This is a genomic window from Snodgrassella alvi, from assembly GCF_002777745.1.
Classification (GTDB): Bacteria; Pseudomonadota; Gammaproteobacteria; order Burkholderiales; family Neisseriaceae; genus Snodgrassella; species Snodgrassella alvi_D.
This window is the reverse complement of the sequence record NZ_MEIO01000027.1, coordinates 49,310-74,643: the sequence shown is the minus strand read 5'-3', so window position 1 is coordinate 74,643 and position 25,334 is coordinate 49,310. Positions and strand designations below refer to the sequence as shown.

Genomic DNA, 25,334 nt, shown 5'->3' with positions numbered 1-25,334 from the left:
TAGCAGTGGCTGTATCACACAGCCACTGCTATGAGTATGGTTATAACCAAGTGTATTTATAGCCCAGTGTTCCTTTGAAACCTTTGCGTTTAGCACTGCCAAAGTTTTTCTCATAACGCACATCACTATAGAAATGACTTTGACGGGTTATCGGTAGCTGGATACCAACACCAACTTCACCCCAGGTTTTGGCATATTCTTCTTTCAGTGTATCGCGGCCGATATCAACAGATTTCGGATTGACAAAGTCATGCCAGATGTTGGTAATGCCATAGAAAGATGAAGGCGGCAAATTATCAGTTGTAGTACCATTGTAGCCAAAACGCATACCCACACGGCCGCGCAGGGCAGATGGATTATGCTGATCAATCTGGCGAATCCCGTCATTGAAATTGTCCAGAGACAGATATTGGTAAGCCAACTGAACCTGTGGTTCGACAAACCAGTTATTTCCATATACGGTGAAAGCTTTACCAGTTTCGGCTGATAATGCGGCACCCCAGCCATTCTGATGTACAGATTCATTGGAACGGGCATTGTATTTGTTGCGCAGATAGCTTACCTGACCAACCAAGTCAATATAGCCGCCATTATTGCCATAGAATGTGCCATAACTACCAACACTTACTGCATCAGTACGGCCTTTACCGGTGTAATGGTCGTCAACAACATAGCCATTCTCGGCACGATACTGATCGCGGAAATCGTTTTCATTATGCCCATAGGATACATAGGCACCTATATGCCGGCGGGTTCCGGTTTTATTGTTTTCATCCAGAATAAAATCGTGACCAATCTGGAGTACGGATTGATTACCAACTGTATCCAGACGTCGTTTGCCATTCTTATCCAGATGTTTCATCAGAACTCTACCCCATGTCTGCTGCTGGTTATTGGCAAGGGCAGTATTGTTGGTGCCAGTAATGTTGTAGGTCTGATTTTCAGCGCGTCGCTCATATAGTGTACCAATAGTGGTAAAGCCCAGCTCCATATTTACTGTAGGCATTTGTACATAACCAGATACCGGCTCCGCATAAATTGGCACTTCTTTAGGTGGAGTAGGTTTAGCCGGATTTGTAGGTATTTGAGCTTTTAATGTCCATGCATAATCAGTGCCAGTTCCGTATACGCTCTGATCTATTTTCTTGAGCTGAGCTTCACCAGCATTCTTAGTTGCAGATGTACCTTCAAAACCTTGTCCAGTGATTTGTCCATCTACATGAATAACAGTTTCTGGATGAGTAATCGGTATCTCTTTTTGTGTTATGTCTCCGTAGATACCTTCTCTGGTCGTTACTGTTGTGACGCCACCGGTTACATCACCTTTAATATTAACGCGGTCAGTATAACCGGCGCCATTTTTACTGATGCTATCATCATTCCAGAGCGTGTTGACATATATCGTGCCGCCACCGGTATAGTCACCTTCTACTGTGATGGTATGGTATTTATTTTCATCATTGATATCAGCTAAAGGTATTTTTGAAAATTCAATAATACCCGTGTTCGTCAGCTGTGATAAGGTGGAATCTCCGGTATTTATCCATGTGCCCTGATTATTCAGATTTATTTTTCCTTCTGCACCGGAACTGTTGGTAGTACCAGTAGTACCGATGAAGGTTCCTGTATTCATGGCGTCAATACGACCTAAGTCAGTATTATTGATAAGCTTGCCTTCGAATTGATTACTGTTGGTAAATGAAATATTTCCAGTTCCGTGTACTTCATTGATAATATTTGTGTTGAGTAAGGTTTTATTATTGTGTACCGTAATTTCACCGTCACCAGAATTGATAATTTCAGTGTTATCAACGGTGCCCGAATTTATTAAGGTAATTTTACCAGCTCTCATATTAGCAATTTTACTTTTAAGGGATGCTTCATTGTTTATGTCTATAGAAGAATCATCACCGATGTTGGTAATATTGCCGGTAGTTGTACCTTTATTAGTTAGTTCAATCTTACCAGCTTTTGTATTGCTTATCGTACTAGCGAGCGTTGTATCAGCATTATTGGTTACTATTATTTTAGAATCGGCAGAATTACTGTTATTAATAATACCCTTGTTTATTACCCCGCTATTTTCTAAAGTAATTGTACCAGCACCTATATTGGTAATGTCACCATTAAGTGTAGCCCCATTATTATTGGTTACTCTTATAAGAGAATCTAGCAGGCCTGAATTGGTAATATCGCCGGTAGTTGTACCTTTATTAGTGATTTCAATCTTACCAGCTCTAGTATTACTTATCGCACTGCCAAGTGTTGTATTAGCATTATTGGTTACTATTATTTTAGAATCGACAGAATCACTGTTATTAATAATACTGTTGTTTATTACCCCGCTATTTTCTAAAGTAATTGTACCAGCACCCGTATTGCTAATGTCACCATTAAGTGTAGCCCCATTATTATTGGTTACTCTTATAAAAGAATCTAGCAGGCCTGAATTGGTAATATCGCCAGTAGTTGTACCTTTATTAGTTAGTTCAATCTTACCAGCTCTAGTATTACTTATCGCACTGCCAAGTGTTGTATTAGCATTATTGGTTACTATTATTTTAGAATCGACAGAATCACTGCTATTAATAATACTGTTGTTTATTACCCCGCTATTTTCTAAAGTAATTGTACCAGCACCCGTATTGTTAATGTTACCATTAAGTGTTGCCCCATTATTATTAGTTACATTTATAAGAGAATCTAGCTGGCCTGAATTGATAATGTTGCCGGTAGTTGTACCGCTGTTATTCAAAGTGATTGTACCAGTACCTAAGTTGACAACATTCTTGGTAATTGTACCGTTATTAATCAATTCAATCGTACCAGCTTTCGCATTGAATATCGTACTGGCGAGCGTTGTATCAACATCATTGGTTACTTCTATTTTAGAAGATGCTGAATCACTTTCATTAACAATATTGCCGGTGCTTTTACCGCTATTATTTAAAGAAATTGTACCAGCACCCGTATTCTTAATATCGCTTCCAAGTAGTGCATCAGCTCCATTGATTATTTCTATAGAAGCATTTTGAGTGCCTGAGTTGGTGATACTCTTGGTAATTGTACCATGATTAGTCAATGTAATCTTACCAGCTTTTTTATTGCTTATCGTACTGTCAAACGTTGTACCAGTATTATTAGTTACATTTATTTGAGACTCTTTAGAATCACTGTCATTAATAATATCGCCGGTGCTTTTACCGCTATTATCTAAAGTAATTTTACCAATACCTGTATTTTTAATAGTTCCTTCTAGAAGTGTTTTATTATCAATTGTGAAAGTACCGGCTCCATTATTAGTAATATTGTTGGTTATGCCTCTCTTACTATGCGCGGCATCCTTGGGTACGTTAGCACCATTAGGAATATTTTTAATAGTGATGTTACCAGTACTATCCTCTGTACTCGTGATATTGCCATTTATTTGGAATGAGTTATTAATTGTAATATCACCCGCTCCTTCATTAGTAATACCACCATTTATTTCTCCATGCTTGTTTTCAATAGTCAGATCACCTGGTTTCCTACTGCTGAGAGGCGTATTTCTACTCACAATGTTGCCTGATAACATATGGTGACCATCAATATTGATGTCCAATGTAGCAGAGTCATTCTGAATTATATCAGCTTCTGACGTATGCTTGGTGTCAAAATTAATTTCAACGGTGGTATTCATATCTCTCTCATTATGATAATAGGGCTGATCCTTTCCCCATACCCTCGCACCAACCCTATGTATCGTATCAGCAGCAACAACACTAGTGCTAGCTAATGCCAGAGCCACGGCTGCTACTATTTTCAGACCATTACTTTTGCATTTTCCTCGCGCTAGTTCTGAGCAGGCTACCCATGTCTGAGTAGATTCATTCCATTTGGATTTGTAGATGTTATTCATCAGCTTTCCTAAATTGTGTAAAATATCTAAGATAAAATTTAAAAATTTAATTAAGATTTACTATATATATAATAAATATGATATTTGTTGATAAATAAAAAAATTACCAATAATTTGATTATATAAGATAAGTTATATCATATCAAAATTAAGGTATATTAATGCTATTTGTATATTGATGATATGGTAGAGCTAGTCTGAGTGGATAGGATGAAAAAAGGATAATATTTTCATAATAATACTCATTTTTTATGCTATATATGGTAAGGGGTAAAAAGTTTTAGTTGCACTTAATAAAACAATACTTTTCAGGTTAAAACAGTCAACGACGTTATTAATATGATTATAAATGTTAATAGAAGTTTTTGTAATTTATTGATAATGATATTTTATGTTGTTGGTATGTGGTTGGATACAGAGGCTGTATTGGCGGTATTGTAAGCTATAAATAAAGATAACAAAAAATATAAATAGGTGTGTTAATTTTGCAACTATGAAGATAAGGAAGGTATGCTGTTTGAACATTTGTATGTTTATTCTCAATATTTAGCATGTTTTGGTGTTTGGTGGAATAATCTGGGCTGGTTCGAAAGGTATTCTGATAGTTTTTGGGTATAAATATAGGATATGGAATATTTAAAATATATATGCTATTTGTATTTTATATAATCTAAACTATTGTGATGCGGATTCTGCAATAGCTCGGCTGAAGCTATTTTGTTGGCTTGGTTCTTTTTTGTATCTATGGTGTTAGATTATGTTTTTTCCAAAATGGGTTTAAATATGAGCAATCTTTTTTTAAGTGATTAAATGTATTGATGTTGGCTTAATGTGATAAATATTGAATGAAATGCGGTTAACGGCCAGATTGTATTTGGGCTGGTACTAATTGAATATAAAAATAACTGCTTAATTATTAAGAAGATTAATTTTTCTTCTATATTTCAATCAATTGTGAAAAAGAATTTTTTGTTTTGGGCAATAATATTAGTTGCAGATAGGGGTAATCAGTAACTTTCAACGGCATTAAAGTTTGGCAAGATAGCATTCAATTCCTTGTATATTTTTCTAATACACATCTGCTAATGTGAATATTAAATCATATTGCTCAGCCACTTGCCAGATACGATGGTTGGATTCATGGCATGATGTTGCCGCTATTGAGTGCGAACTACAAGACCGTGCAGGGATATAGTGATAAATTGAAGGTCTTTAATGTGTGTAGCCAGTTCAAAGTTATTTTGAAGCTGCTCTAATTCTTTTACACCAAATAGACACCGATTTCCTCTAAAACTCAGAGTTGCTGGTCTGGTTGCTCGAAAATTGTTTAGTTGAATTTTTGCTGATTGATGACTGTTAGGATAAGTTTGCTATTACGGTGAATATTTCTTGCGTTAATTGGGTAAGCAAGCATATCTTGCAGCAGTGTTTGGAACTCTTCAATTATTTTTATTAGTAGTTGCTTTTTGCTGTATTTTTATAAACTTATTGTGAAGTTTTTAATTTTATTTGGTTTTGTTTAGATAAATTTTGGCTATTTTTCAATTTCAAGGTTGTGCTGGTAATGTAGTCTTTCGATTAATTTGGTACCTGTACGTGGAAGAAGTATGAGATATACGCTTTTTGATTTTGGGTATTTGTTTTTGGAAGAGCGTATTTTGAGCTGATTAGTGTTGGCGTTGCGGCTTTGGCTATTATGTGTAATTTAGTAATTTCCTGTTATGGCAATACTTAGAATAATTATTCTGCTTTCAGGTGTTTGGTGCATTCTATTCCTGTGGTGTTAACAGTGGGCAAGATGGTTTTGGTGTCTTCTAAATCAGTAACACTTTTTTTGTATAACCAAATGATAAATAATATTTTTTTGTTTAGATTCATTGTTTGTCTTTTAATTGGTTCACTATTTGACTATTTACAATAGAATATAAGGCTTTAAAGTTATTATTACTTATTTTGAGCTATTAATTGAGAAATCGTCGAAAGGAAGCTGTTGGAGGTAGTTGTGGAATATTTGTTAATTGGAAAGGGAAGGTTGTTATCAGGATTTTTTATCTGAGCTGTTTATATGGCTGTTTATTTTGAGGATTTTTAGTAGTACTGAAAAGAAGAATGTTAGCAGTTAGGTTGGATAATTAATTTTTTGCCTGATTGCTGATGTTGGGACTGTGTTGGAATAAAAAAGCCGCTTGATAGCGGTTTTTGATGATAATTTGCCTGATGCAAAATTTGGTGAGGTTTTTTGGTGGGTCCAGTGGGGTTCGAACCCACGACCAAGGGATTATGAGTCCCCTGCTCTAACCCCTGAGCTACAGACCCGTTAAGCGCGTATTGTAGCCAATGTGGGTAGGTATTGCAAGGTTTTACATAAAAAATCATCCGCTGGAAGCGGATGATTTTGGTTTTAAACGATAAAAAGTTTACTGTTTATTTTCATCGCTATCAAGAAAGCTTTTCAGCCGGTCGGAGCGGGTAGGGTGGCGCAGTTTACGCAGGGCTTTGGCCTCTATTTGGCGAATACGTTCACGGGTAACGTCGAACTGTTTGCCTACTTCTTCGAGGGTATGGTCGGTGTTCATGTCGATGCCAAAACGCATGCGCAGTACTTTAGCTTCACGCGGGGTAAGGCTTTCAAGTACATCTTTGGTTACTTCACGCAAACTGGAATACATTGCGGCATCTGCTGGTGCTACGTTGTTTGCGTCTTCGATAAAGTCGCCCAGATGTGAATCATCATCATCGCCGATCGGTGTTTCCATGGAGATGGGTTCTTTGGCAATTTTCATGATTTTGCGGATTTTATCTTCCGGCATTTCCATCAACTCTGCCAGTTTGGCGGAGTCTGCTTCTTCGCCGTTTTCCTGTAGGTACTGGCGGGAAATACGGTTCATTTTGTTGATGGTTTCAATCATGTGTACCGGTATGCGGATGGTACGTGCCTGATCGGCGATTGAGCGGGTAATGGCCTGACGAATCCACCATGTGGCATAGGTGGAAAATTTGTAACCCCGGCGGTATTCAAATTTGTCTACGGCTTTCATGAGGCCGATATTGCCTTCCTGTATCAGGTCGAGAAACTGTAGGCCGCGATTGGTGTATTTTTTGGCAATGGAGATAACCAGACGCAGGTTTGCCTGTATCATTTCCTGTTTGGCAGCGGCTGTTTCCTGTTCGCTTTTGACCATGTTTTTGTTAATCTGTTTGAGTTCGTCCAGTGATATTTGGGCGGTCTGTTCCAGATTGGCCAGTTCGGTTTGCTTTTCGATGATGGCATACTGGAAGCGGCGCAGGGCTTCGTTCCAGACGCGGTTCAGGGTGAGTTCTTCGTCTACCCAGCCCAAGTCTGTGGTACGGTTGGCAAAACTTTTGATAAAGTAGTCGCGTTCCATGTGTACCCGGTGCAGGGCGATATCGCGGATGTCGCGTTCGAGCTGTCGTACCTGATTGACGCGCATGCGCAGGTTGTCGCACAGGCTTTCTATCTGACGGGTGGCAAAGCGAACTTGCAATAGCTGTTCGGCAATTTCCTGTTGCAGTTTGAGGTAGTCGGCATGTTGGCTGCCTTTTTCCTGTAAGGCGGCAACCATGGCTTCATAGAGGCTCTGTATGCCGTCGAAATGTTCGAGGGTTTTCTGGCGCAATTCTTCCAGATTGGCTGATGCTGCCAGTGCTGCGTTTTCTTCGTCGCTTTCTTCAGTGTCTTCGTCAACGTCAACGCTTTCATCGCTGTCGTCAACAACTTCGGTGTCGTCGCCTTTACTATCCAAACCAATACCGAGTTCGTCCAGTAGTTCTTCATGTGGATCGACGATGGCTTCGACTACTTCATCAACTTTAATTTCATCTTTGCGTACGGCGTCGATGAGGGTAAGTATTTCTGCCACTGAACCGGGACAGGCGGAAATGGCCTGAATCATGTTGCGCAGGGCATTTTCGATTTTTTTGGCGATGATGATTTCATCTTCGCGGGTGAGCAGGTCTACTTGTCCCATTTCGCGCATGTACATGCGTACGGGGTCGGTAGTACGGCCGAATTCGTTGTCTGCGTTGGATAGTGCTGCTTCTGCCTCTGCCACTGCGTCATCGTCGGTCATGTTGGCGGTGTTGTCGCCCATCAACAGACTTTCGGCATCAGGTGCTTCTTCGGTGACTTGAATGCCGAGGCCGGAAATCATGGAAACGATGTTGTCAATCTGATCTGCATCTGACATTTCGTCAGGCAGGGCATCGTTGATTTCGGCGTAGGTGATGTAACCACGTTCTTTGCCTTGAATAATGAGCTGGCGCAAGCGGGCGCGCTGTTCTTCTGCGGTTAGTGGGCGTGCATCGTCCTGCTCTTGGCTGGTATCGATGGTAGTTTTTTTCGGTGTTGAGTTTGCCATGGTTTGCTCGATGTATTTGCAGCGGCTTTGTCGCTGCAAGCGGTTGTAATGGTCGTCATTCTATGCTGACGGTATTTTGGGTGGGCTTAAGAGCAGCAGTAGTAACTGTTTTTCGTCGGCACTTAGTTTTCCATGCTGGAGTTTGCGCTTCAACGCATCAATCTGCTGTGTCTTAAGGTTGTCCAGTAATTTTTGCATGCCCTGTTTGAATGTGGTGCAGTCATCTTCATTTCCTGGCTGCATGACATCCGGTGAATCCAGATAGTCGTGGATTATCTGCCGGATGACGGGTTCAAATTCTGTGTTACGCATTAGTTCCAGCACGGCACCGCTGTTCAGTGGTGTAACGGAGGCTTGTATGCGTTCAGCCAGCGCGGCGAGGCATGCATATTCGCCGTGCAGGTCCAGATATTCTGGTAGTTCTATATATACGGCCCATTGCGGATTTATCAATAGTGCGCGTATCTGCTTTTGTGCCAGTGACATGACTGGAGGCTGCCGGAATGTATTCTGGGGTAGTCGGTAGCTTTTCTGTTTTATGGCTGGTTGTCTGGGCTGCTCTTGCCCCAGTAGCTGTGCCAGATTATGTTCGTCTATGCCTACTTTTTGGCTAAGTTCTTGACGTAATAGAAAAGATAGTGCTGGCGCTCTGATTTGTGCCAGTAAGGGGCTGGCTGTTTTAATCAGCTCGGCTTTGCCTTCCTGTGTGTCGAGATCGATATTTTGGGTTAATACTTGCCAAAAATAGGCTGATAATGGCTGGCTTTGATTAAGTAGGGCATCTTCAAAGGTTTTTAAGCCATAGCTGCGTACATAGCTGTCTGGGTCGTGTTCTGCGGGTAAAAACAGAAAGTGTAAAATTTTGTCATCTTTTAATTGAGGTAAGGCATTTTCTAATGCTCGCCAAGCTGCTTTTTGACCGGCTGTATCGCCGTCAAAGCAGAAATAGATATGATCACTTTGTCTCATCAAGAGACGCACGTGTTCTGCCGTGGTGGCCGTGCCCAGAGCTGCCACGGCATAACCCAGACCAAACTGTGCTAGTGCTACTACGTCCATATAGCCTTCTACTACCAGTACCCGTTGCGCTTCTTTGATTGCTGCGCGTGCTTCATACAGGCCATACAGGTTCCGGCCTTTGTCAAATAAGGGGGTTTCTGGTGAGTTGAGGTATTTAGGTTCGCCGGTTTCTATGATGCGGGCACCGAATCCGATTATTTGACCACGTGTGTTGCGGATGGGAAACATGATACGGTCGCGAAAGCGGTCGTAATGGCGGTCATCTTTGGTGATAACCATGCCGCTGTTTACTAATGCGTTGCTTGGATAGGGCTGGAAGACTTTGGCCAGTGCCTGCCAGTCATCCGGGGCATAGCCGAGTCCGTAATGTATGATGATTTCGTCACTGAGGCCGCGTTGCTGTAAATAATTTTGGGCACGCAATGAGGTTTTTAGCTGTTGTTGATAGTATGTGGCGGCTGCGGCGGTGGTTTGCTCAAGGGTTTGTTGTTGCTGTTTGTGTGCTTTTTGTGCCTGTGGATTACTGTTGCCGGTCTGTTTGGGGACGGTTGTGCCAATACGGTCGGCCAGAAACTGTACGGCTTCCTGAAAACTCAGTCCCTGATATTCCATAATAAAGCCTATGGCGGAACCATGCACGCCACAGCCAAAGCAGTGATAAAACTGTTTCGTGGGGCTTACTGAAAAGGAGGGGGATTTTTCTTTGTGAAACGGACAGCAGGCCATGTAGTTGGCTCCGCTTTTTTTAAGCGGTAAGAACTCTTCGATTACATCGACGATATCGATTTTATTCAATAGTTCGTCAATAAATTCACTTGGAATCATGCCAACTACGCCTGTTAATGATAATGGTTAATGTTTTGAGATCTGTGTATTAGGTTTGTTTGTGCTGCGGCTTTGATAATTAGGACAAAAGCTGTTTAATTTTTTTACTGACTTCACTCATGTCGGCTTTGCCAGCCAGTGTCTTTTTCAAAACCCCCATTACTTTACCCATATCGCTTGGTTGTGTGGCGCCTAGGCTGGCAATGGCCTCTTTGATTGCGGTTTCAATCTCGGCGGCGTCCAGCATTTTAGGCAGGTATTGTTGCAGCAAGTTGATTTCTGCCTGCTCCTTTTGGGCTAAATCGTCTCTGCCACCTTCGGTAAACATGCGTACGGATTCTTTGCGTTGTTTGACCATTTTGCTGATGATTGCTGTGAAGCGGCCATCATCTACTTCGATTCGTTCATCTACTTCAATCTGTTTTATTGCAGCTAGTGCCATGCGAATAGTCGTAAGGGTGGCTGTATCATGGTTGCGCAAGGCTGTTTTCATGTCTTCCTGCAGTTGTTGTTTCAGGCTCATAATGGATGCTCGCAATGAATAGTTGTTAAGTTAAATGATGATGAGTAGTTTACTGCTATAATTTGGTTTTCTACAGCTTTTTCTGGCTAAAATGCAAATACCGCAAGCAATAGCCTGCGGTATTGTTTTGTGGTGTTTACTCGGCTACAGGATTTTATGAGCCGGCGATACCAGATTAATAGTATTTTGGTGGCAATTGCTGGCTGCGCAAACGTTTTTGTAAACGTTTTACGGCAGCCGCTTTTTTGCGTTTACGCTCAGTAGTTGGTTTTTCATAAGCTTCGCGGGCACGTAGTTCGGTCATCAGACCGGTTTTTTCTACAGAGCGTTTGAAACGTCGCATTGCAACTTCAAAGGGTTCATTTTCTTTTACACGTACAGAAGGCATGTCTTTTTCCTGAGTAAATTAATTTCGTTACTGAGTTATTAATCAGTATGGTAAATGCTGAATTACTGCCATATAAGGCAAAGGCGGTGTTTACGGTACCGCACAACCGTTTACAACATCACCTCCCAAGGTGTAAATGATAGCTATATTTGCAAGTATAAAAGTTTAAACAAATATAGGAGTATTTTGGACAAATAAGGGGTAATTATGGCTGATTAAACCTAGCTCGTCAAGATGATATTGATGGACTAATGCCGATATTTTCTATGAATTTTTGTGTTTAAATACGATTTACTCGGCGAATCTGCGGTATGGAGTGCAGCTCGCGGGTAATCTGGTTGAGTTGGTCTAGGTTTTTTACTTGTAATACAAAGCGAAACTCGATAAATCCTTCTACGCCTTCAAGTTTTTTTGAGGTGGTTTCTACTGATTTGATGTCGCAACCATTAGAAGAGATGGCTTCTGCTATGGTGGCTAGTAGTCCATGGCTATCAATAGCGTTCAGGTGCAGGGTGACCTGATAGTTGTTTGCTTGTAGGATATCCCAGTTGGCATCTAGTTGAAGTTCGGGATCTGTTTTCAGAATGGTGTTGCAGGTATCTCGATGAATGATGATACCTTGATCTTTAATCAATAAGGCTTTGATGGGATCTCCGGGAATAGGGCCACAGCATTTAGCCAGATGAATATGGGCTGATTCATTGCCGGTAAGGTTAATTGGTGCCAGTTTGATGGTGTTGTTAAAGTGTTCTCCGGCCAGCTCGGCGATATGCATCGCCACTGAAACAGGTTGCAGTAATCCCATGCCAACTTCGCACAGGATGTTTTCAAATGAGGTATTTTTCAGGTGTAAATCAGCCAGATATTTATCTTTTAGGCTGTCAGACAATAAAACATTTTCTGGTAGCAGGCTGGATAGTGCTTTTTGCAATAGTTTTTCGCCCAGGCGGATGGCATCGCAGCGATTCATTTTTTTTATCTGGCTGCGAATGGCACTGCGTGCGTGACTGGATACGGTAAAGCCCAACCATGCTGGTGTAGGATGACCATTACTTGAGGTGATGATTTCTACTATATCACCTGTGTGTAGGCGGGTGCGCAATGGCATCAGATTATGGTTGATGCGTGCTGAAACAGTGCGGTTGCCAATATCTGTATGGACTGCATAGGCAAAATCCACGGGTGTGGCGCCTTCTGGTAAGGTAATGATTTTACCTTTTGGAGTGAAAACGTATACTTCATTGGGAAACAGATCAGTTTTTACATGTTCCAGAAATTCGATGGCGTTAGCGCTGTGAGCCTGAATGTCGAGAATGCTTTGCAGCCATTGGTTGGTACGCATTTGTGCCTGATCAAAGCTGTTCTGTTCACCATCTTTGTGCATCCAGTAGCTGGCAATGCCACGTTCGGCTATGGTATCCATTTCATGAGTGCGTATCTGAACTTCAATCGGTAAGCCATATGGTCCGACCAGAATGGTATGCAGGCTTTGGTAGCCATTGTTTTTGGGAATGGCTATATAATCTTTGATTCGTCCCGGTTTGGGTTTATACAGGTTATGTAAAACGCCTAAAGCGGTATAGCAGGCAGGAATGTTGTTGACAATAACTCTGAAAGCATAGATATCCATTACGTCAGCAAAGTGCAGATTTTTCCGGCGCATTTTTTCATAAATGCTGTAAAGGTTTTTTTCTCTGCCTCTTACTTGAGCTTCGATATTGGCGCTGACGAGACGTTGGCTGAAGGCACGCAATACTTTACCTACTACGTCACGCCGGTTGCGCCGGGATGACTGAATGGCTTTTGCTAATACTTCATAGCGATGGGGATATAAATGCTTGAAGGCTAAATCTTGTAATTCACGATAAACGTGGTTTAATCCGATTCGATTCGCCAACTGGGCATAGATTTCCATGGTTTCTTGGGCAATACGTCTTCGGCTGGCTGGTTTTTTTGCCGACAGTGTACGCATATTGTGTAACCGGTCTGATAATTTCACAATAATCACGCGTACATCTTGGGTCATTGCCATAATCAGTTTGCGGAAGCTTTCGGCCTGTGCTTCCTGCTGGCTATTATATTCGAGCTTTTCCAGCTTCGATAATCCATCAACCATATTGGCGATGGTTTCGCCAAATTCTGCAATGATTTCTTGCTTAGTGGTGCCGGTGTCTTCCAGTACATCATGCAGTACGCCGGCACATAAAGCCTGAATGTCTACATGCCACTCTGCCAGTTGGGTGGCAACTGCCAGAGGATGGGTGATATAGGGTAGGCCGCTATTGCGAAACTGTCCCTGATGCGCTATGGCACCGAATTCACATGCTTTGTCGAGGAGATGAAGTTCTTCTGTGCTAAGGTAAGAAGCGGTATGTAGAAGTTTCTTTTGTGCGTCAGTGATGATGGCTTGATAGCTGGTTTCTATTTGCTGCTGACAGCATTCTAGCTGGGTAGCTATGTTGGTATATGATAAAGTGTTAATATCATTAAAAATTTTCATTCCTACAGGTCCCATGGTTGTGCAGGGCATATGGTTGTCTGTAGTGGTAATAGATAAGTCTTCAAAAGCTATTTTGATTAAGACTGCTGCAAGTGCTTGTACACGTTGCTGGTTTTGCGCCAGTAAAGTGGTAATGGCAAAACTGCGTTCGAGTAATGCAGTTTTGCCTGTTTTGCTAGCCAGAGAATAAATATAGGCACAAGCCTCTTCCAGTAATTTCCAGCGTTCCTGTTTGTTCAGGTATTTGGTCTGTGCAAACAGTTTATCCCGCCATTGATTTAATGGGGAGGGGTAAGATAGGCTGGGTGGAAGCATGGCTATTTGTCTGTTTATTTTTGCTGGTTAAGTAATTCTGCTCCGATTTGTCCGCTGGCAATTTCACGCAGGGCAATTACAGTGGGTTTGTCATGGTCTTCTTCGACCAGTGCAGTAGCACCATTGGCTAGCTGGCGTGCACGCAATGCGGCAATCATGGTTAGGTCAAAGTGATTGGGAATGCGTCCGATACAATCTTCTACAGTGATACGAGCCATAATCTGAATTCCATTCCTGATATCTGGTAAGTAAGAAATAGTTTAAGTAAATTACTCTCCGGTTAGAATCCGGGTAATTGTTTGACTTTGTGCTTGTGCACGTAATCCAACAGAGCGGATAATTGCCAGTAAATCCTGTTCTGCCTGAGTAAGCTCCTGATTGACGATTACGTAATCAAACAACAGGCTTTGCTCAATTTCTTCGCGTGATTTTTTCAGACGGTAGGCAATTACATCTTCACTATCTGTGCCGCGGTTTTTGAGACGTTCGGTCAGCTCAGTCATTGAAGGTGGCAGTATAAAAATACTGGTTGCTTCTGGCAGCAAACGACGCATTTGTTCTGCTCCCTGAACATCAATCTCTAAAATAACGTTAAAGCCTTGCTGTGTTAATGATTCTACTGCTTTTAAACTGGTGCCGTAATAATTGCCGTATACATTGGCATGCTCAATGAACATATTGCCTGCGATCATTTCCTCAAACTCGGTACGACTGACAAAATGGTAGTGCACTCCATTTTGCTCTCCTTCGCGCGGTGCTCTGGTGGTATGGGAAATAGAAATACGAATATCCGGCTGATGGGCACTCAGGCGTGATACTAAAGTGGTTTTGCCTGTTCCGGAAGCAGCAGAAACAATGAAAATATGTCCAGATTGCAACATAATATAAATTTATGGATTACGGTGACTAATTATGCCACAGCCGTGATTATTACGCCAATCGGGATGACGGGATTATTGCATATTATTGCATAGTCTGAGGCAGGTAATAGCTTTCTTTTAGTGTTATTTTCGGCTAAAATGCTAAATTCAATTTCCTGCTGATTGTCATGACCAAGTTTATTTTTGTGACTGGCGGTGTGGTCTCTTCATTGGGTAAAGGCATTGCCGCTGCGTCTACTGCTGCTATTTTGGAATCTCGTGGTCTGAAAGTGACCATGCTTAAACTGGATCCTTATATCAATGTTGATCCGGGTACAATGAGCCCCTTTCAGCATGGTGAGGTATTCGTCACTGATGATGGTGCTGAAACTGATCTGGATTTGGGACATTATGAGCGCTTCATTGATGCCACTATGCAAAAGCGCAATAATTTTACATCCGGCCAAGTTTATGAAAGTGTAATTCATAAAGAGCGGCGTGGTGATTATCTGGGTGGCACAGTTCAGGTTATTCCGCACATCACTGATGAAATCAAACGCAAAATTCATGAAGGCGCTTCTGGCTATGACGTTGCTATTGTGGAAATCGGTGGTACAGTAGGTGATATTGAATCACTTCCTTTTCTGGAAGCAATCAGGCAAATGCGTAGCCAGCAGGGAAGAGCTAATACTCTTTTTGTACATCTTTCTTATGTGCCTTATATCGCTGCTGCCGGTGAGATCAAAACCAAGCCGACACAGCATTCTGTTAAGGAATTACGTGAAATCGGTATTCAGCCGGATGTGCTGATCTGCCGTATGGATCGGCCGATGCCGGAAGAGGAAAAACGCAAGATTGCTTTGTTCTGTAATGTTGAAGAACGGGCTGTTATCAGTTGTTATGATGTGGACAGTATCTATGAAGTGCCAAAAATGCTGCATGATCAAGGTATTGACAGTATCATCTGTGAACAGTTACAGCTGAATGTGCAGCAGGCTGATCTGACTGCATGGAATAAAATTGTATACTCAGTACAACATCCGAAGCATAAAGTAAAAATTGCTATGGTCGGTAAGTATGTTGATTTGACTGAGTCATATAAATCTTTATCCGAAGCACTAAAACATGCCGGTATTCAAACGGAGACAGAAGTAGATATTCATTATATTGATAGTGAGATTCTGGAGACAGAAGGAACAGCCTGTTTACAGGATATGGATGCCATTCTGGTTCCTGGTGGTTTTGGTACTCGTGGGGTGGAGGGTAAGATTGCTGCCGTACGCTATGCACGCGAACAGAAAATACCTTATTTGGGTATCTGTTTGGGTATGCAAATTGCCCTGATTGAATATGCGCGGGATGTGGCTAATCTGGAAGGTGCTAATTCTACTGAATTTAACTTGAAAACTCAGCATCCTGTTGTTGCCCTGATTAGTGAGTGGCAGGATCGTGATGGTCAGATTGAAAAGCGCGATGTTAATACTAACCTTGGTGGCACAATGCGTTTGGGTGCACAGGAAGTCAGGCTGGCTGCTGATTCTCTGGCCAGGAATATTTATGGTAATGAGTTAATTCGTGAACGTCATCGGCATCGTTACGAGGTTAATAATTATTATCTGCCACAGTTACAGCAGGCAGGACTGGTAATTGGAGGAGTCTCTACAGGACATGAACAATTGGTGGAAACCATTGAATTGCCGGATCATCCTTGGTTCTTTGCCTGTCAGTTTCATCCCGAATTCACCTCAACTCCTAAAAATGGCCATCCTTTATTTACTGCTTTTATTAAGGCTGCCTTGGCTTATAAGAAATAAATCAGTATTTTTGTTTGCTCAACAGGCTACCCGTTTTTCTGGGTAGCCTGTTTTTTTGCTCAGAACTAATAATATTTTTGCTATAGCTGATTACATTTTGTATGATGGTTTAAATGTTTACGAAAAGTGTATACAAGATTTTCGCTATGAAAAATATTATTTTACTGATCATTGTGGCTCTGGGATTCTGGTGGTGGCAGCATGGCACAGTAGATGAACAACAAAAAAGTCAGCTTCAAGAGCAGATAGTAGATTCTTTTAAATCAATTCGGAATAATTTTACTGGAGGAGCATCAGCACCCAGCGATCAGATTCGGGTCGCTATTCCTGTTAAGCAGGCTCAGGATAAAAATCTGGATAAGGTTCAGGTATATGGAGAAGGCAATGTTATTAAAACTTTGCCCGATGATAATAAAGGTATACGTCATCAGCGATTTATACTAAAGACTGATAACGGTACTCTTTTAGTGGTGCATAATATTGATCTGGCACCCCGATTAAATGGTTTGCAACGCGGAGATAAGGTTTCTTTTACTGGTGAATACATCAGTAATGAACGGGGTGGCCTGATACATTGGACACATCATGATCCTTCACATCGCCATGCTGATGGCTGGTTATTATATAAGGGAAAGCGTTATCAATAAGCTTGCTGAAATATTACGTTTTTAAAATTTATGATGTGTGATTTATATTTAAATTAAGGAAATATCGTGAATAATCTTTCTTTTCGTAGTCCACTGGCTGATTTACTTTCTGAAAATTGGTGGATAGTACTGATACGTGGTATTGCCGCTTTAATTTTTGGTTTACTGACATGGTTTTACCCATTTATATCAATACTGGTTATGATGATCTTCTTTGGGGTTTATGCTTTAATAGATGGTGTGATGGGCATTGTAATTTCTATTAATGGACGCAGGACACATCAGGATTGGTGGCTGATGCTGATTTGGGGTATTGTAAGTATTCTGGCAGGGATGGTAACTTTTTTCGTTCCGGGAATAACTTGGCTGGTTTTGATTGCATTTATTGCAATCTGGGCATTAGTTAGTGGAGTATTGCAGATCATCGCTGCTATTCGTTTACGTAAATCTATTCATGGTGAGGGATGGATGATTGTGGCGGGAATTTTATCAGTTTTGATGGGCATTATTTTGTTGGTTAATCCTTTGCAAGGTGGTATAGCATTGACCTGGGTTATTGGTGTTTATGCGGCATTATTTGGTGTTGTGAATATTGCTTTGGCTTTTCGTGTCCGCCGATTTTCTGCCGCAGAGATAAATTAGAAATGATGTTTATATTAAATTAATTTTTATTGAAAACTGGCTGGTAATCAATCAGACCAGCCAGTTTTATTACTCGAAGTAAAGAGAATTTTATTTCAATACTTCAACCATAGCATTGGCCACATATTCTATGTTACTACTATTTAAACCAGCCATGCACATACGACCATTTTCGACTAAATACACGCCAAATTCAGTTTTTAAGCGCGTTACTTGCTGAGGGCTTAAGCCTGTAAAGCTGAACATGCCACGTTGTTTAATGAAATAGCTGAAATCGCGTTCGGGGATTTTAGTCTGCAATATTTCATACAAGCGGGAGCGCATAGCACGAATGCGGTCGCGCATCATATAAACTTCCTGCTCCCATTGTTGAAATAATTGGTTATTATTCATCACTTGATCAACAATGTGACCACCATATCCTGGAGGGCTTGAATATATACGGCGAACAATGAATTTAAGTTGACTCTGTACCAGTTGGGCTTCTGTAGCTGTTGGACAAACTATGCTTAAGCCGCCAACACGCTCACCATACATGGACAGATTTTTGGAAAATGAATTACTGATATAAATGCATAAGCCTATTTCAACAGCTTTACGAATGGCATAAGTATCAGTATCTATATCATCTCCAAATCCCTGATATGCTATATCCATAAAAGGGATTAATCGTTGTTGCTTGATAATTTCCAGCAATTCATCCCATTGCTGCTGGTTTGGATCTACGCCAGTAGGATTGTGACAGCAGGGATGTAATAAAATAATACTGCCTGCTTCCAGTTGCAGCAGGAATTGTTTTAACTCTGTAAATTTAATGCCGATGGTTTCAGGGTCATAGTAGGGATATTTATGTACTTCTATTCCTGCTCCCTCAAATATACTGATATGGTTGCCCCATGTAGGGTTGCTGACATAAGCTTTTGCCTGTGGGAACCAGTGGTGAATAAATTCTGCACCTATGCGCAAGGCACCAGAACCACCAAGGCTGGCAATAGTTGCTACCCGACCGGTTCTGATGGCTTCATGTTCACTGCCGAGTAATAGTCTTTGGCAGGCTTGTCTATAACCGGACAGTCCATCCATGGGTAGATAATCATGCGGGAGATGTTGGGCTACCATCTGCGATTCTACGGTCTTTACGCATTCCAGTACAGGTACACGACCAGTATCATCATAATAAACACCTACACCAAGATTCACTTTTTGGCTGCGTGAATCCTGTTTGTATTGATCCATCAGTCCTAGTATAGGATCTCCTGGATAGTATTCGACATTCTGAAACATTTCAGTTCCTTAGAAGACAGCAATATTATTTGACGGAAGATGAATTGCTGTAATGCAATCCAAGCTGATTGTACCTTAAATGCCTTTACTGTTTATTAATTTCTACTGTTATTTCTTTACAAAAACCAAATCCCACACACTATGTCCGAGTCGTTTGCCGCGAGCTTCAAATTTTGTTTCTGGTCGATAGGCTGGTGTAGTAGCAAAATCATGTGCCGTATTTTGTAATTCTGGGAAGCTGTTTAATACTTCAAGCATTTGTTCTGCATATTCCTGCCAGTCGGTTGCCAGATGAATATAGCCATTTTTTTGCAGTTTTGGAAGTAACTGGGCAATAAAGGGTATCTGAATCAGGCGGCGTTTGTGATGGCGCTTTTTGTGCCATGGATCCGGAAAGAAAATATGAATACCATGCAGGCTATTGTTACTGAGCATATGATTGACCACTTCTACCGCATCATGGCGCATCACCTTTATATTCTGAATATTTTGTTCCTGAATCAGTTTTAATAGGTTGCCTACGCCAGGTCCGTGTACATCAATAGCCAGAAAATCGCATTCAGGAAGATTGTGGGCAATTGCAGCACTTGCTACGCCCATACCGAATCCGATTTCTAGAATTTTGGGTGCATTTCTATTGAATATGGTATTTAAATCTACTACGTGTTTATTGAAATCAACACCAAATTGTGTCCATTGTGTATCAATGGCACGTTGCTGTGCAGTAGTCATATGGCCTTGGCGAAGAACAAAACTGCGGATGGTACGAACGTGATCTTTATTGCTTTCTACTTGCAGATCGGGTTTAGTGGTGGTCATACTTTATCTTGTGTTTAACATGAAAGTTGATAATTTAGCGAACAGAGATTCTAACATGCTTCAAGAGATAAATTGTTTCAATGTTGTTGTCAGTGTTTCTGTTGTTATATTGTCAGCCAGTACGGCTTCTCCAAGGGTTTTAACCACTACAAAACGCAAGTTTCCATCAATTACTTTTTTATCATGACTCATATGCGTAAGCCACGCTTGCAAAGACATTGCTGGAGGAACAACGGGCAGATTAGCCTTGGCTAATAAAGTAATGACACGTGCAGTATCCTCTGAACGCAGATAGCCAAGTTGTTCCGACAATCGGCATGCCAGCACTGTACCGGCAGCAACAGCTTCTCCATGCAACCAGTTGCCATAGCCCATTTCTGCTTCAATGGCATGACCAAATGTGTGTCCCAGATTCAGATAAGCGCGGATCCCGACTTCTTTTTCATCTGCGCCAACAATATCGGCTTTCATCTGACAGCATCGGTAAACGGCTTGAGCCAGTATGGCCGGATTTTGATCAATTAATGCGGTGATATTGTTTTCCAGCCATTGTAAGAATTCTATATCGCCTAATACTGCGTATTTAATTACTTCTGCCAGGCCTGCGGAAAATTCTCGGGCAGGTAAGGTTTGTAAACTGTTTAAGTCGATAAATACTGCCTGAGGCTGATAAAACGCGCCAATCATATTTTTTCCCAAGGGATGATTGATTGCTGTTTTACCCCCGACAGATGAGTCTACCTGACTAAGAAGTGTGGTAGGAATCTGAATAAAAGGAGCGCCACGCTGGTATGTTGCAGCTGCAAATCCCACCATATCGCCAATGACCCCTCCACCCAAAGCTAGTAAAGTAGTTTGGCGTTCTGCTCGATGCTGCATTAAGCCATTATAGATTAGATTCAGTGTCTGCCAGTTTTTATATTGTTCACCATCAGGCAGAATAATACTGAAATGCTTATAACCAGACTGGGTCAGAATTTGCTGCCATTCCGACAGATACAATGCTGCAACTGTATCATTACTGATAATGGCGATTTTGTTATTAAGATAGGGAGTAAGAATTTGTTGCGCAGATTCAAGTAAGTTACTGCCTATAAAAATTGGATATTGATGTGAGGCGGTTGCAACAGAAAGGGTATACATGATGGTTTATAACAAAGACAGTTGTTGAGAAGGAGGATGCAGTAATCGAATTAATCGATTAACGGTATGAGCACTATCAGGGCTGCCTACATCCATTACAGTATGTGCTGTAGCGCGATAAATAGGATCACGTATGGTATATAATTCCTGCAATTTGGCCAGTGGATCCGAAACCTGTAATAAGGGGCGATTTTTATCGTGCTGAATTCTTCCGAGTAAAACTTCGGGCTGGGCGTGCAGATAAATTACGTGGCCATTCTGTTGTAGTTTAAGCCGGTTTTCGAGTTGTAAAACCGCACCTCCGCCGGTAGCAATGATAGTATTTTTTTTTTGTACCAGTTCGCTGAGAATCATTGCTTCACGGCTACGAAATCCGGATTCCCCTTCAAGTTCAAAAATGGTTGGTATGGAAACACCTGTGCGTTCACAGATTACCTGATCACTATCATAAAAGGTACAACGTAATTTATTTGCCAGTTGTTTACCGAGAGTGGTTTTTCCTGCTCCCATCAAACCGATCAGAATCAGATTGCCAGCTATATTATCCATGTTTGTAATTGTAACTGAGTACCACAATTTATGCATTAGTAAACTGAAGATATAATATTGAAGAATGGTACTAAATTTATAAACTATATCTATTTAATTAATAGAAAAAGTCTTTTGGCTTGTTTAGCTACCTGAGGAACAAATATGCTGGATATAGCTTAACTGATTAAAGATTTAAAAGGCTGGCAAAATAATCTGAAACCCAAAATTTATATATTGTTTTAAGTAAAAAGCCAGTCTGTTGTTTACAGACTGGCTGAATTAAATTTTATAGTATTTACCTTAATATTTTAACGGCGCATTGGTAGACTCAACTATACGTGGAGTAATGAAAACCAGTACTTCATTACGTTGTTGAGTATTTTTTCTATGTTTGAATAAATTACCAATACCTGGAATATCACCTAATAAAGGCACTTTATCTATACCGTTTTCATTATTTTCATTGTAAATACCACCAATAATTAATGTACCACCGTTTTCTATCATGGTTTGGGTATTAACAGTCCGTTTTTGCATACAGATATCACTAGTACGGACTATATCCGGAGCAACATTTGAGCAGGCAATCGGACGATCATTCTGTACTTCCAATGTCATGATAATATTGCCATCCGGAGTAATTTGTGGTGTAACTTTTAACCCTAATACAGCATCTTTGAAACTAGTCGACGTAGCACCACTAGAAGATGCTTCCAGATAAGGTACCTCATAACCAGATTCAATTTTGGCTTCTTTGCGATCCTGAGTTAATACTCTGGGTGAAGAAATAATTTTGGTTTTGCCCGCAGATTGCGAAGCTGAAAGTTCAAGGAACAATGCACCTGAAGCAAAATTATGTACCCAAGAAACGATTGAAGTTGGATTAGTTACACCAAGATTAATATTGGGGGCGTCAAATTTAGCTGAAGAGCTGGCATTATCCCGATTCGTTTCGGTAAGATGCCCTCCGATTATATTTCTGCCTGTATGTCTGGTATAACCAAACTTGGTACCTAGTTCACGAGCGAAACTATCGGTAGTTTCTACAATTCGTGCTTCTATAAGTACCTGTTGGGATGGAACATCAACTTGTGCTACCAGTTTCTCAAATTTTTTAATTACACTATTAATATCGGTAATAATTAATATATTAGTAGCTGGATCCAGTAGTGCGCTACCTCGCGGACTTAAAATACTATGTTCCGGATCCAAGCTTTTTCCATCCTCCGAAAGGTTAAGAATTTTTTTGAAATCTTCTACACTCCGGTATTTCAGCTGGAAAGTTTGGGAAAGTAATGGACCTAAATCGTCAATTTTCTTTTGCTGCTCGAGAGTATTGGTATCACGGGACATTAATTCATCGCGTGGTGCAACATTGATTACATTACCATTGCGACGCATATCCAGGTTGCGTGATTCCATAACCAGATTTAATGCCTGATCCCAAGGAACGTCTTTTAAAGAAATAGTCATTTTTCCTTGAACACTGTCGCTGGCAACAATATTCATACCCGATTCTTTGGCCAGAATCTGTAGAATAGTGCGTACATCAATGTCCTGAAAATCTAAAGAAACGCGTTTCCCTTTAAAAGATTTATTAGTATTTTTTAATCCTTCACTGTCTAATTCAAACTTACGTGATACTTCTACTATCAGATTATTGCCGCTCTTGATCTGATTAAATTCCCAGCTGCCCTGCATCTGGATATTAACCTCAGTATCATTACCTACTCGGTGCAGACGGATTGCACGTACAGGTGTACTAAAATCGGTAACATCAAGATTGCGTTGCTGTTCGGTTAGCAAAGGGACATTTTTATAGGTTAATGTCAGGCTGGACGGATTACGTTTAATTATAGGTTCGACTTTGCCATTTAGCCCGATAATGGAAACAACTCCATTACCGTTCTTACCTTTTTGAAAATCTACATTAACTGCAGTAGTAGTATTATATGTATTATCAGTTGTTACCGGCTGACGGTTGATTACCTGTGCTGATATATTGTTGGGTGTCGGGTAGGATGGTGGATTCAGTACAGGAGTAGATTTGACAAGCGGAGGCTGTTTACTTTTAGCTTTATTTTTTGCTGCAAGTGGTTCTTGTACATATACCCATACTTCGTTACCTTTGACAGTAGCATTGTATTGTCCTGCCTTTGTTAAAGACAGCATCACACGTGTACGGTTGGAAGTCTGACCAGCTTCAATTTGCTGCAGAATTGTGTCATTAAATTTTAGTAGATTTTGTGGTACTGTTAATCCGGTACCAGCAAAATCCAGTGCAATCCGTGCGGGATTCTCAGTAGTAAAACCTCGGGGTAGTACAGGATCTTTATCAAACTGGATTTTAATCAGGCGCTGTTGATTCTGCAGAGTGCCGACCTTAATAGCGGTGATATTCCCTGCCAGTAGACTCTGACTCAGTAAACCCAGACCGAGAGTGGATAAAATAGATATGGTTTTAATTTTCATATTGATACCTTCTTAATTTTAAATGGGTTACTTTTTCAGTTCTGACTGGATGTTTTTGCAGAAGCGCTATCTGCCGCCTGTAACGGTATGCTGGCGCGTCGGCTTGACCAGTTGCTATAAGAGTCTTCGACTAACTCCGAAATCACGATTTCATCCGGTGTTATCGCTGTGATACGTCCGAAATTCTGTCCCAGATAATTACCCAGATTGACGGTATATACATGTCCATCCACGGCAATAAAAGCAGAGGGTGCTTTACCTGTAGCTTTAATTAAGCCGACATAATGTAATTCACCTAAAGAGTAATTTTCCAGAATCTGTCTGGGGCGGTTCAGATCGGGGGCATTCTTTCCCTGTAATCCGGCTTTTAAACGTGCTGGATCAAAGATATTCATTTGTGGCTGGGCCGGAGGAGTATAACTGGGCTGAATATTTAGCTCAGCTTGCTCACGTTTAATAGGTTTGGATTTTGCCTGCTGACTGGTATTTTGCATCCATTCATGCAAATCTTCATTTGCTGCCGAACATGCACCCAGTGTCAGAATGCAAAGGCAGAGTAGATATTTATTCATGTTTAATCCGTTGCTCATATATTTAAAGTGCCGTGATTACAAAGAAAGTAAGCTTATTTCTTATCTTTTTTATCATCAGTTTGGGCTTTGATTTCTGCAGCGGTTAACGCTTTGTAGGTATTGGCAACTGCATTTAAGGTAAGTGTGTTATCTTTATCATTACGTTTCAGAACAATGGAGTTTAACGTCACAATACGTGATAATTTTCCCACATCACGTATAAACTGACTGATCTGATTGTAATTACCTGTCAGGGTAATCTTGTAAGGTAATGTCTGAATAACCTGTTGTTCAGCTTTATTATCAGCATTTTGTGCCACTGGGGTAATACTATCCATATTCAATCCGTTTTTAGTTGCACACTCATGCAGCTCCTGAATCAGATTGGGAATTTCTGCCTGTGTTGGCAGTTGCTTTAATAATAAATTAAATGAACCATTTATACTTTCTAGTTCTGCTTTCAATACATCCAGATTGGCTGCCTGTCTACTTTTTTCAGCGTAAGTCTGCTTTAGTGTTTCCTCTTCCTGTCGTAGTTGACTTAATTGTGCATTTAAACCACTGTAAACAAAGAAATAGGCCAGAACGATAATAATAACAATGATGCCTCCGGCTATACCCAGTTGTACAGGCTTGCCTTGCTGGGATAGGGAGTTTAAATCTATTGCTTTGAGATCAATGTTTGTTGCCATATTCAGCTAC

Annotated in this window: 18 protein-coding genes and 1 tRNA gene; 3 read left to right on the top strand and 16 right to left on the bottom strand. The window is 40.9% G+C overall.

What is annotated here, in order from left to right:
* Positions 1-40 precede the first annotated feature (40 nt).
* The 9 genes from BHC51_RS03250 to gmk form a co-directional block, all read right to left on the bottom strand.
* Positions 41-3,898, bottom strand: a complete 3,858-nt coding sequence (locus BHC51_RS03250) for an autotransporter outer membrane beta-barrel domain-containing protein (RefSeq protein ID WP_100153342.1) — start codon at positions 3,896-3,898, stop codon at positions 41-43.
* A 2,240-nt stretch (positions 3,899-6,138) separates the two neighbouring features.
* A tRNA-Ile gene (locus BHC51_RS03245) sits at positions 6,139-6,214 on the bottom strand.
* A 101-nt stretch (positions 6,215-6,315) separates the two neighbouring features.
* On the bottom strand, positions 6,316-8,277 hold the full coding sequence (gene rpoD, locus BHC51_RS03240) for an RNA polymerase sigma factor RpoD (protein ID WP_100124172.1): 1,962 nt from the start codon (positions 8,275-8,277) through the stop codon (positions 6,316-6,318).
* A gap of 60 nt (positions 8,278-8,337) precedes the next feature.
* Positions 8,338-10,122, bottom strand: coding sequence for a DNA primase (gene dnaG / locus BHC51_RS03235; RefSeq protein WP_100153304.1), 1,785 nt, complete (start codon positions 10,120-10,122; stop codon positions 8,338-8,340).
* Positions 10,123-10,201: 79 nt separating this feature from the next.
* Positions 10,202-10,645, bottom strand: a complete 444-nt coding sequence (locus BHC51_RS03230) for a GatB/YqeY domain-containing protein (protein ID WP_100100348.1) — start codon at positions 10,643-10,645, stop codon at positions 10,202-10,204.
* A 175-nt stretch (positions 10,646-10,820) separates the two neighbouring features.
* The gene (gene rpsU / locus BHC51_RS03225) at positions 10,821-11,033 is read right to left on the bottom strand and encodes a 30S ribosomal protein S21 (RefSeq protein WP_100100349.1); all 213 of its coding nucleotides are present in this window, start codon (positions 11,031-11,033) and stop codon (positions 10,821-10,823) included.
* A 280-nt stretch (positions 11,034-11,313) separates the two neighbouring features.
* Positions 11,314-13,848: a RelA/SpoT family protein gene (locus BHC51_RS03220; RefSeq protein WP_100153303.1), complete on the bottom strand. Its 2,535-nt coding sequence runs from the start codon at positions 13,846-13,848 to the stop codon at positions 11,314-11,316.
* 14 nt (positions 13,849-13,862) lie between these two features.
* Positions 13,863-14,066 (bottom strand): DNA-directed RNA polymerase subunit omega, encoded by a 204-nt coding sequence (rpoZ, locus tag BHC51_RS03215; RefSeq protein WP_100100351.1) that lies wholly within the window; start codon positions 14,064-14,066, stop codon positions 13,863-13,865.
* 51 nt (positions 14,067-14,117) lie between these two features.
* Positions 14,118-14,729 (bottom strand): guanylate kinase, encoded by a 612-nt coding sequence (gene gmk, locus BHC51_RS03210; RefSeq protein WP_180296417.1) that lies wholly within the window; start codon positions 14,727-14,729, stop codon positions 14,118-14,120.
* 167 nt (positions 14,730-14,896) lie between these two features.
* On the opposite strand from gmk, the gene BHC51_RS03205 reads away from it, so the two are divergent.
* The 3 genes from BHC51_RS03205 (at position 14,897) to BHC51_RS03195 (ending at position 17,811) form a co-directional block, all read left to right on the top strand.
* Complete coding sequence (locus tag BHC51_RS03205; RefSeq protein ID WP_100100352.1) at positions 14,897-16,522, top strand: CTP synthase; 1,626 nt, start codon at positions 14,897-14,899, stop codon at positions 16,520-16,522.
* A 146-nt stretch (positions 16,523-16,668) separates the two neighbouring features.
* The gene (locus tag BHC51_RS03200) at positions 16,669-17,169 is read left to right on the top strand and encodes a DUF3465 domain-containing protein (RefSeq protein ID WP_100124169.1); all 501 of its coding nucleotides are present in this window, start codon (positions 16,669-16,671) and stop codon (positions 17,167-17,169) included.
* Positions 17,170-17,235: 66 nt separating this feature from the next.
* Positions 17,236-17,811 (top strand): HdeD family acid-resistance protein, encoded by a 576-nt coding sequence (locus BHC51_RS03195; RefSeq protein ID WP_180296416.1) that lies wholly within the window; start codon positions 17,236-17,238, stop codon positions 17,809-17,811.
* Between the two features lie 90 nt (positions 17,812-17,901).
* Here BHC51_RS03195 and BHC51_RS03190 read toward each other — a convergent pair whose 3' ends face one another.
* From BHC51_RS03190 to BHC51_RS03160, 7 genes are all read right to left on the bottom strand, one after another.
* Complete coding sequence (locus BHC51_RS03190; protein WP_100153301.1) at positions 17,902-19,095, bottom strand: amino acid aminotransferase; 1,194 nt, start codon at positions 19,093-19,095, stop codon at positions 17,902-17,904.
* 108 nt (positions 19,096-19,203) lie between these two features.
* Positions 19,204-19,914 (bottom strand): tRNA (guanosine(46)-N7)-methyltransferase TrmB, encoded by a 711-nt coding sequence (gene trmB, locus BHC51_RS03185; RefSeq protein WP_100153300.1) that lies wholly within the window; start codon positions 19,912-19,914, stop codon positions 19,204-19,206.
* A 60-nt stretch (positions 19,915-19,974) separates the two neighbouring features.
* Complete coding sequence (gene aroB, locus BHC51_RS03180; protein WP_100153299.1) at positions 19,975-21,057, bottom strand: 3-dehydroquinate synthase; 1,083 nt, start codon at positions 21,055-21,057, stop codon at positions 19,975-19,977.
* 6 nt (positions 21,058-21,063) lie between these two features.
* A complete protein-coding gene (locus tag BHC51_RS03175; protein ID WP_180296415.1) occupies positions 21,064-21,606 on the bottom strand; it encodes a shikimate kinase in 543 nt (180 codons plus the stop codon).
* A 282-nt stretch (positions 21,607-21,888) separates the two neighbouring features.
* Entirely contained in the window at positions 21,889-24,060 is a 2,172-nt protein-coding gene (gene pilQ / locus BHC51_RS03170; protein ID WP_100153298.1) for a type IV pilus secretin PilQ, read from the bottom strand.
* A gap of 35 nt (positions 24,061-24,095) precedes the next feature.
* Positions 24,096-24,632: a pilus assembly protein PilP gene (locus BHC51_RS03165; RefSeq protein WP_180296414.1), complete on the bottom strand. Its 537-nt coding sequence runs from the start codon at positions 24,630-24,632 to the stop codon at positions 24,096-24,098.
* A gap of 53 nt (positions 24,633-24,685) precedes the next feature.
* On the bottom strand, positions 24,686-25,324 hold the full coding sequence (locus tag BHC51_RS03160) for a type 4a pilus biogenesis protein PilO (protein WP_100153297.1): 639 nt from the start codon (positions 25,322-25,324) through the stop codon (positions 24,686-24,688).
* Positions 25,325-25,334: the final 10 nt, after the last annotated feature.

Bases quoted from the DNA above. Each gene is read 5' to 3' on its own strand.
- BHC51_RS03160 (WP_100153297.1), bottom strand. From the start codon at position 25,324: ATGGCAACAAACATTGATCTCAAAGCAATAGATTTAAACTCCCTATCC.
- aroB (WP_100153299.1), bottom strand. From the start codon at position 21,057: ATGTATACCCTTTCTGTTGCAACCGCCTCACATCAATATCCAATTTTT.
- BHC51_RS03205 (WP_100100352.1), top strand. From the start codon at position 14,897: ATGACCAAGTTTATTTTTGTGACTGGCGGTGTGGTCTCTTCATTGGGT.
- BHC51_RS03175 (WP_180296415.1), bottom strand. From the start codon at position 21,606: ATGGATAATATAGCTGGCAATCTGATTCTGATCGGTTTGATGGGAGCA.
- BHC51_RS03200 (WP_100124169.1), top strand. From the start codon at position 16,669: ATGAAAAATATTATTTTACTGATCATTGTGGCTCTGGGATTCTGGTGG.
- trmB (WP_100153300.1), bottom strand. From the start codon at position 19,914: ATGACCACCACTAAACCCGATCTGCAAGTAGAAAGCAATAAAGATCAC.
- pilQ (WP_100153298.1), bottom strand. From the start codon at position 24,060: ATGAAAATTAAAACCATATCTATTTTATCCACTCTCGGTCTGGGTTTA.
- dnaG (WP_100153304.1), bottom strand. From the start codon at position 10,122: ATGATTCCAAGTGAATTTATTGACGAACTATTGAATAAAATCGATATC.
- BHC51_RS03250 (WP_100153342.1), bottom strand. From the start codon at position 3,898: ATGAATAACATCTACAAATCCAAATGGAATGAATCTACTCAGACATGG.
- BHC51_RS03230 (WP_100100348.1), bottom strand. From the start codon at position 10,645: ATGAGCCTGAAACAACAACTGCAGGAAGACATGAAAACAGCCTTGCGC.
- BHC51_RS03165 (WP_180296414.1), bottom strand. From the start codon at position 24,632: ATGAATAAATATCTACTCTGCCTTTGCATTCTGACACTGGGTGCATGT.
- BHC51_RS03190 (WP_100153301.1), bottom strand. From the start codon at position 19,095: ATGTTTCAGAATGTCGAATACTATCCAGGAGATCCTATACTAGGACTG.
- rpoZ (WP_100100351.1), bottom strand. From the start codon at position 14,066: ATGGCTCGTATCACTGTAGAAGATTGTATCGGACGCATTCCCAATCAC.
- rpsU (WP_100100349.1), bottom strand. From the start codon at position 11,033: ATGCCTTCTGTACGTGTAAAAGAAAATGAACCCTTTGAAGTTGCAATG.
- BHC51_RS03220 (WP_100153303.1), bottom strand. From the start codon at position 13,848: ATGCTTCCACCCAGCCTATCTTACCCCTCCCCATTAAATCAATGGCGG.
- rpoD (WP_100124172.1), bottom strand. From the start codon at position 8,277: ATGGCAAACTCAACACCGAAAAAAACTACCATCGATACCAGCCAAGAG.
- gmk (WP_180296417.1), bottom strand. From the start codon at position 14,729: ATGTTGCAATCTGGACATATTTTCATTGTTTCTGCTGCTTCCGGAACA.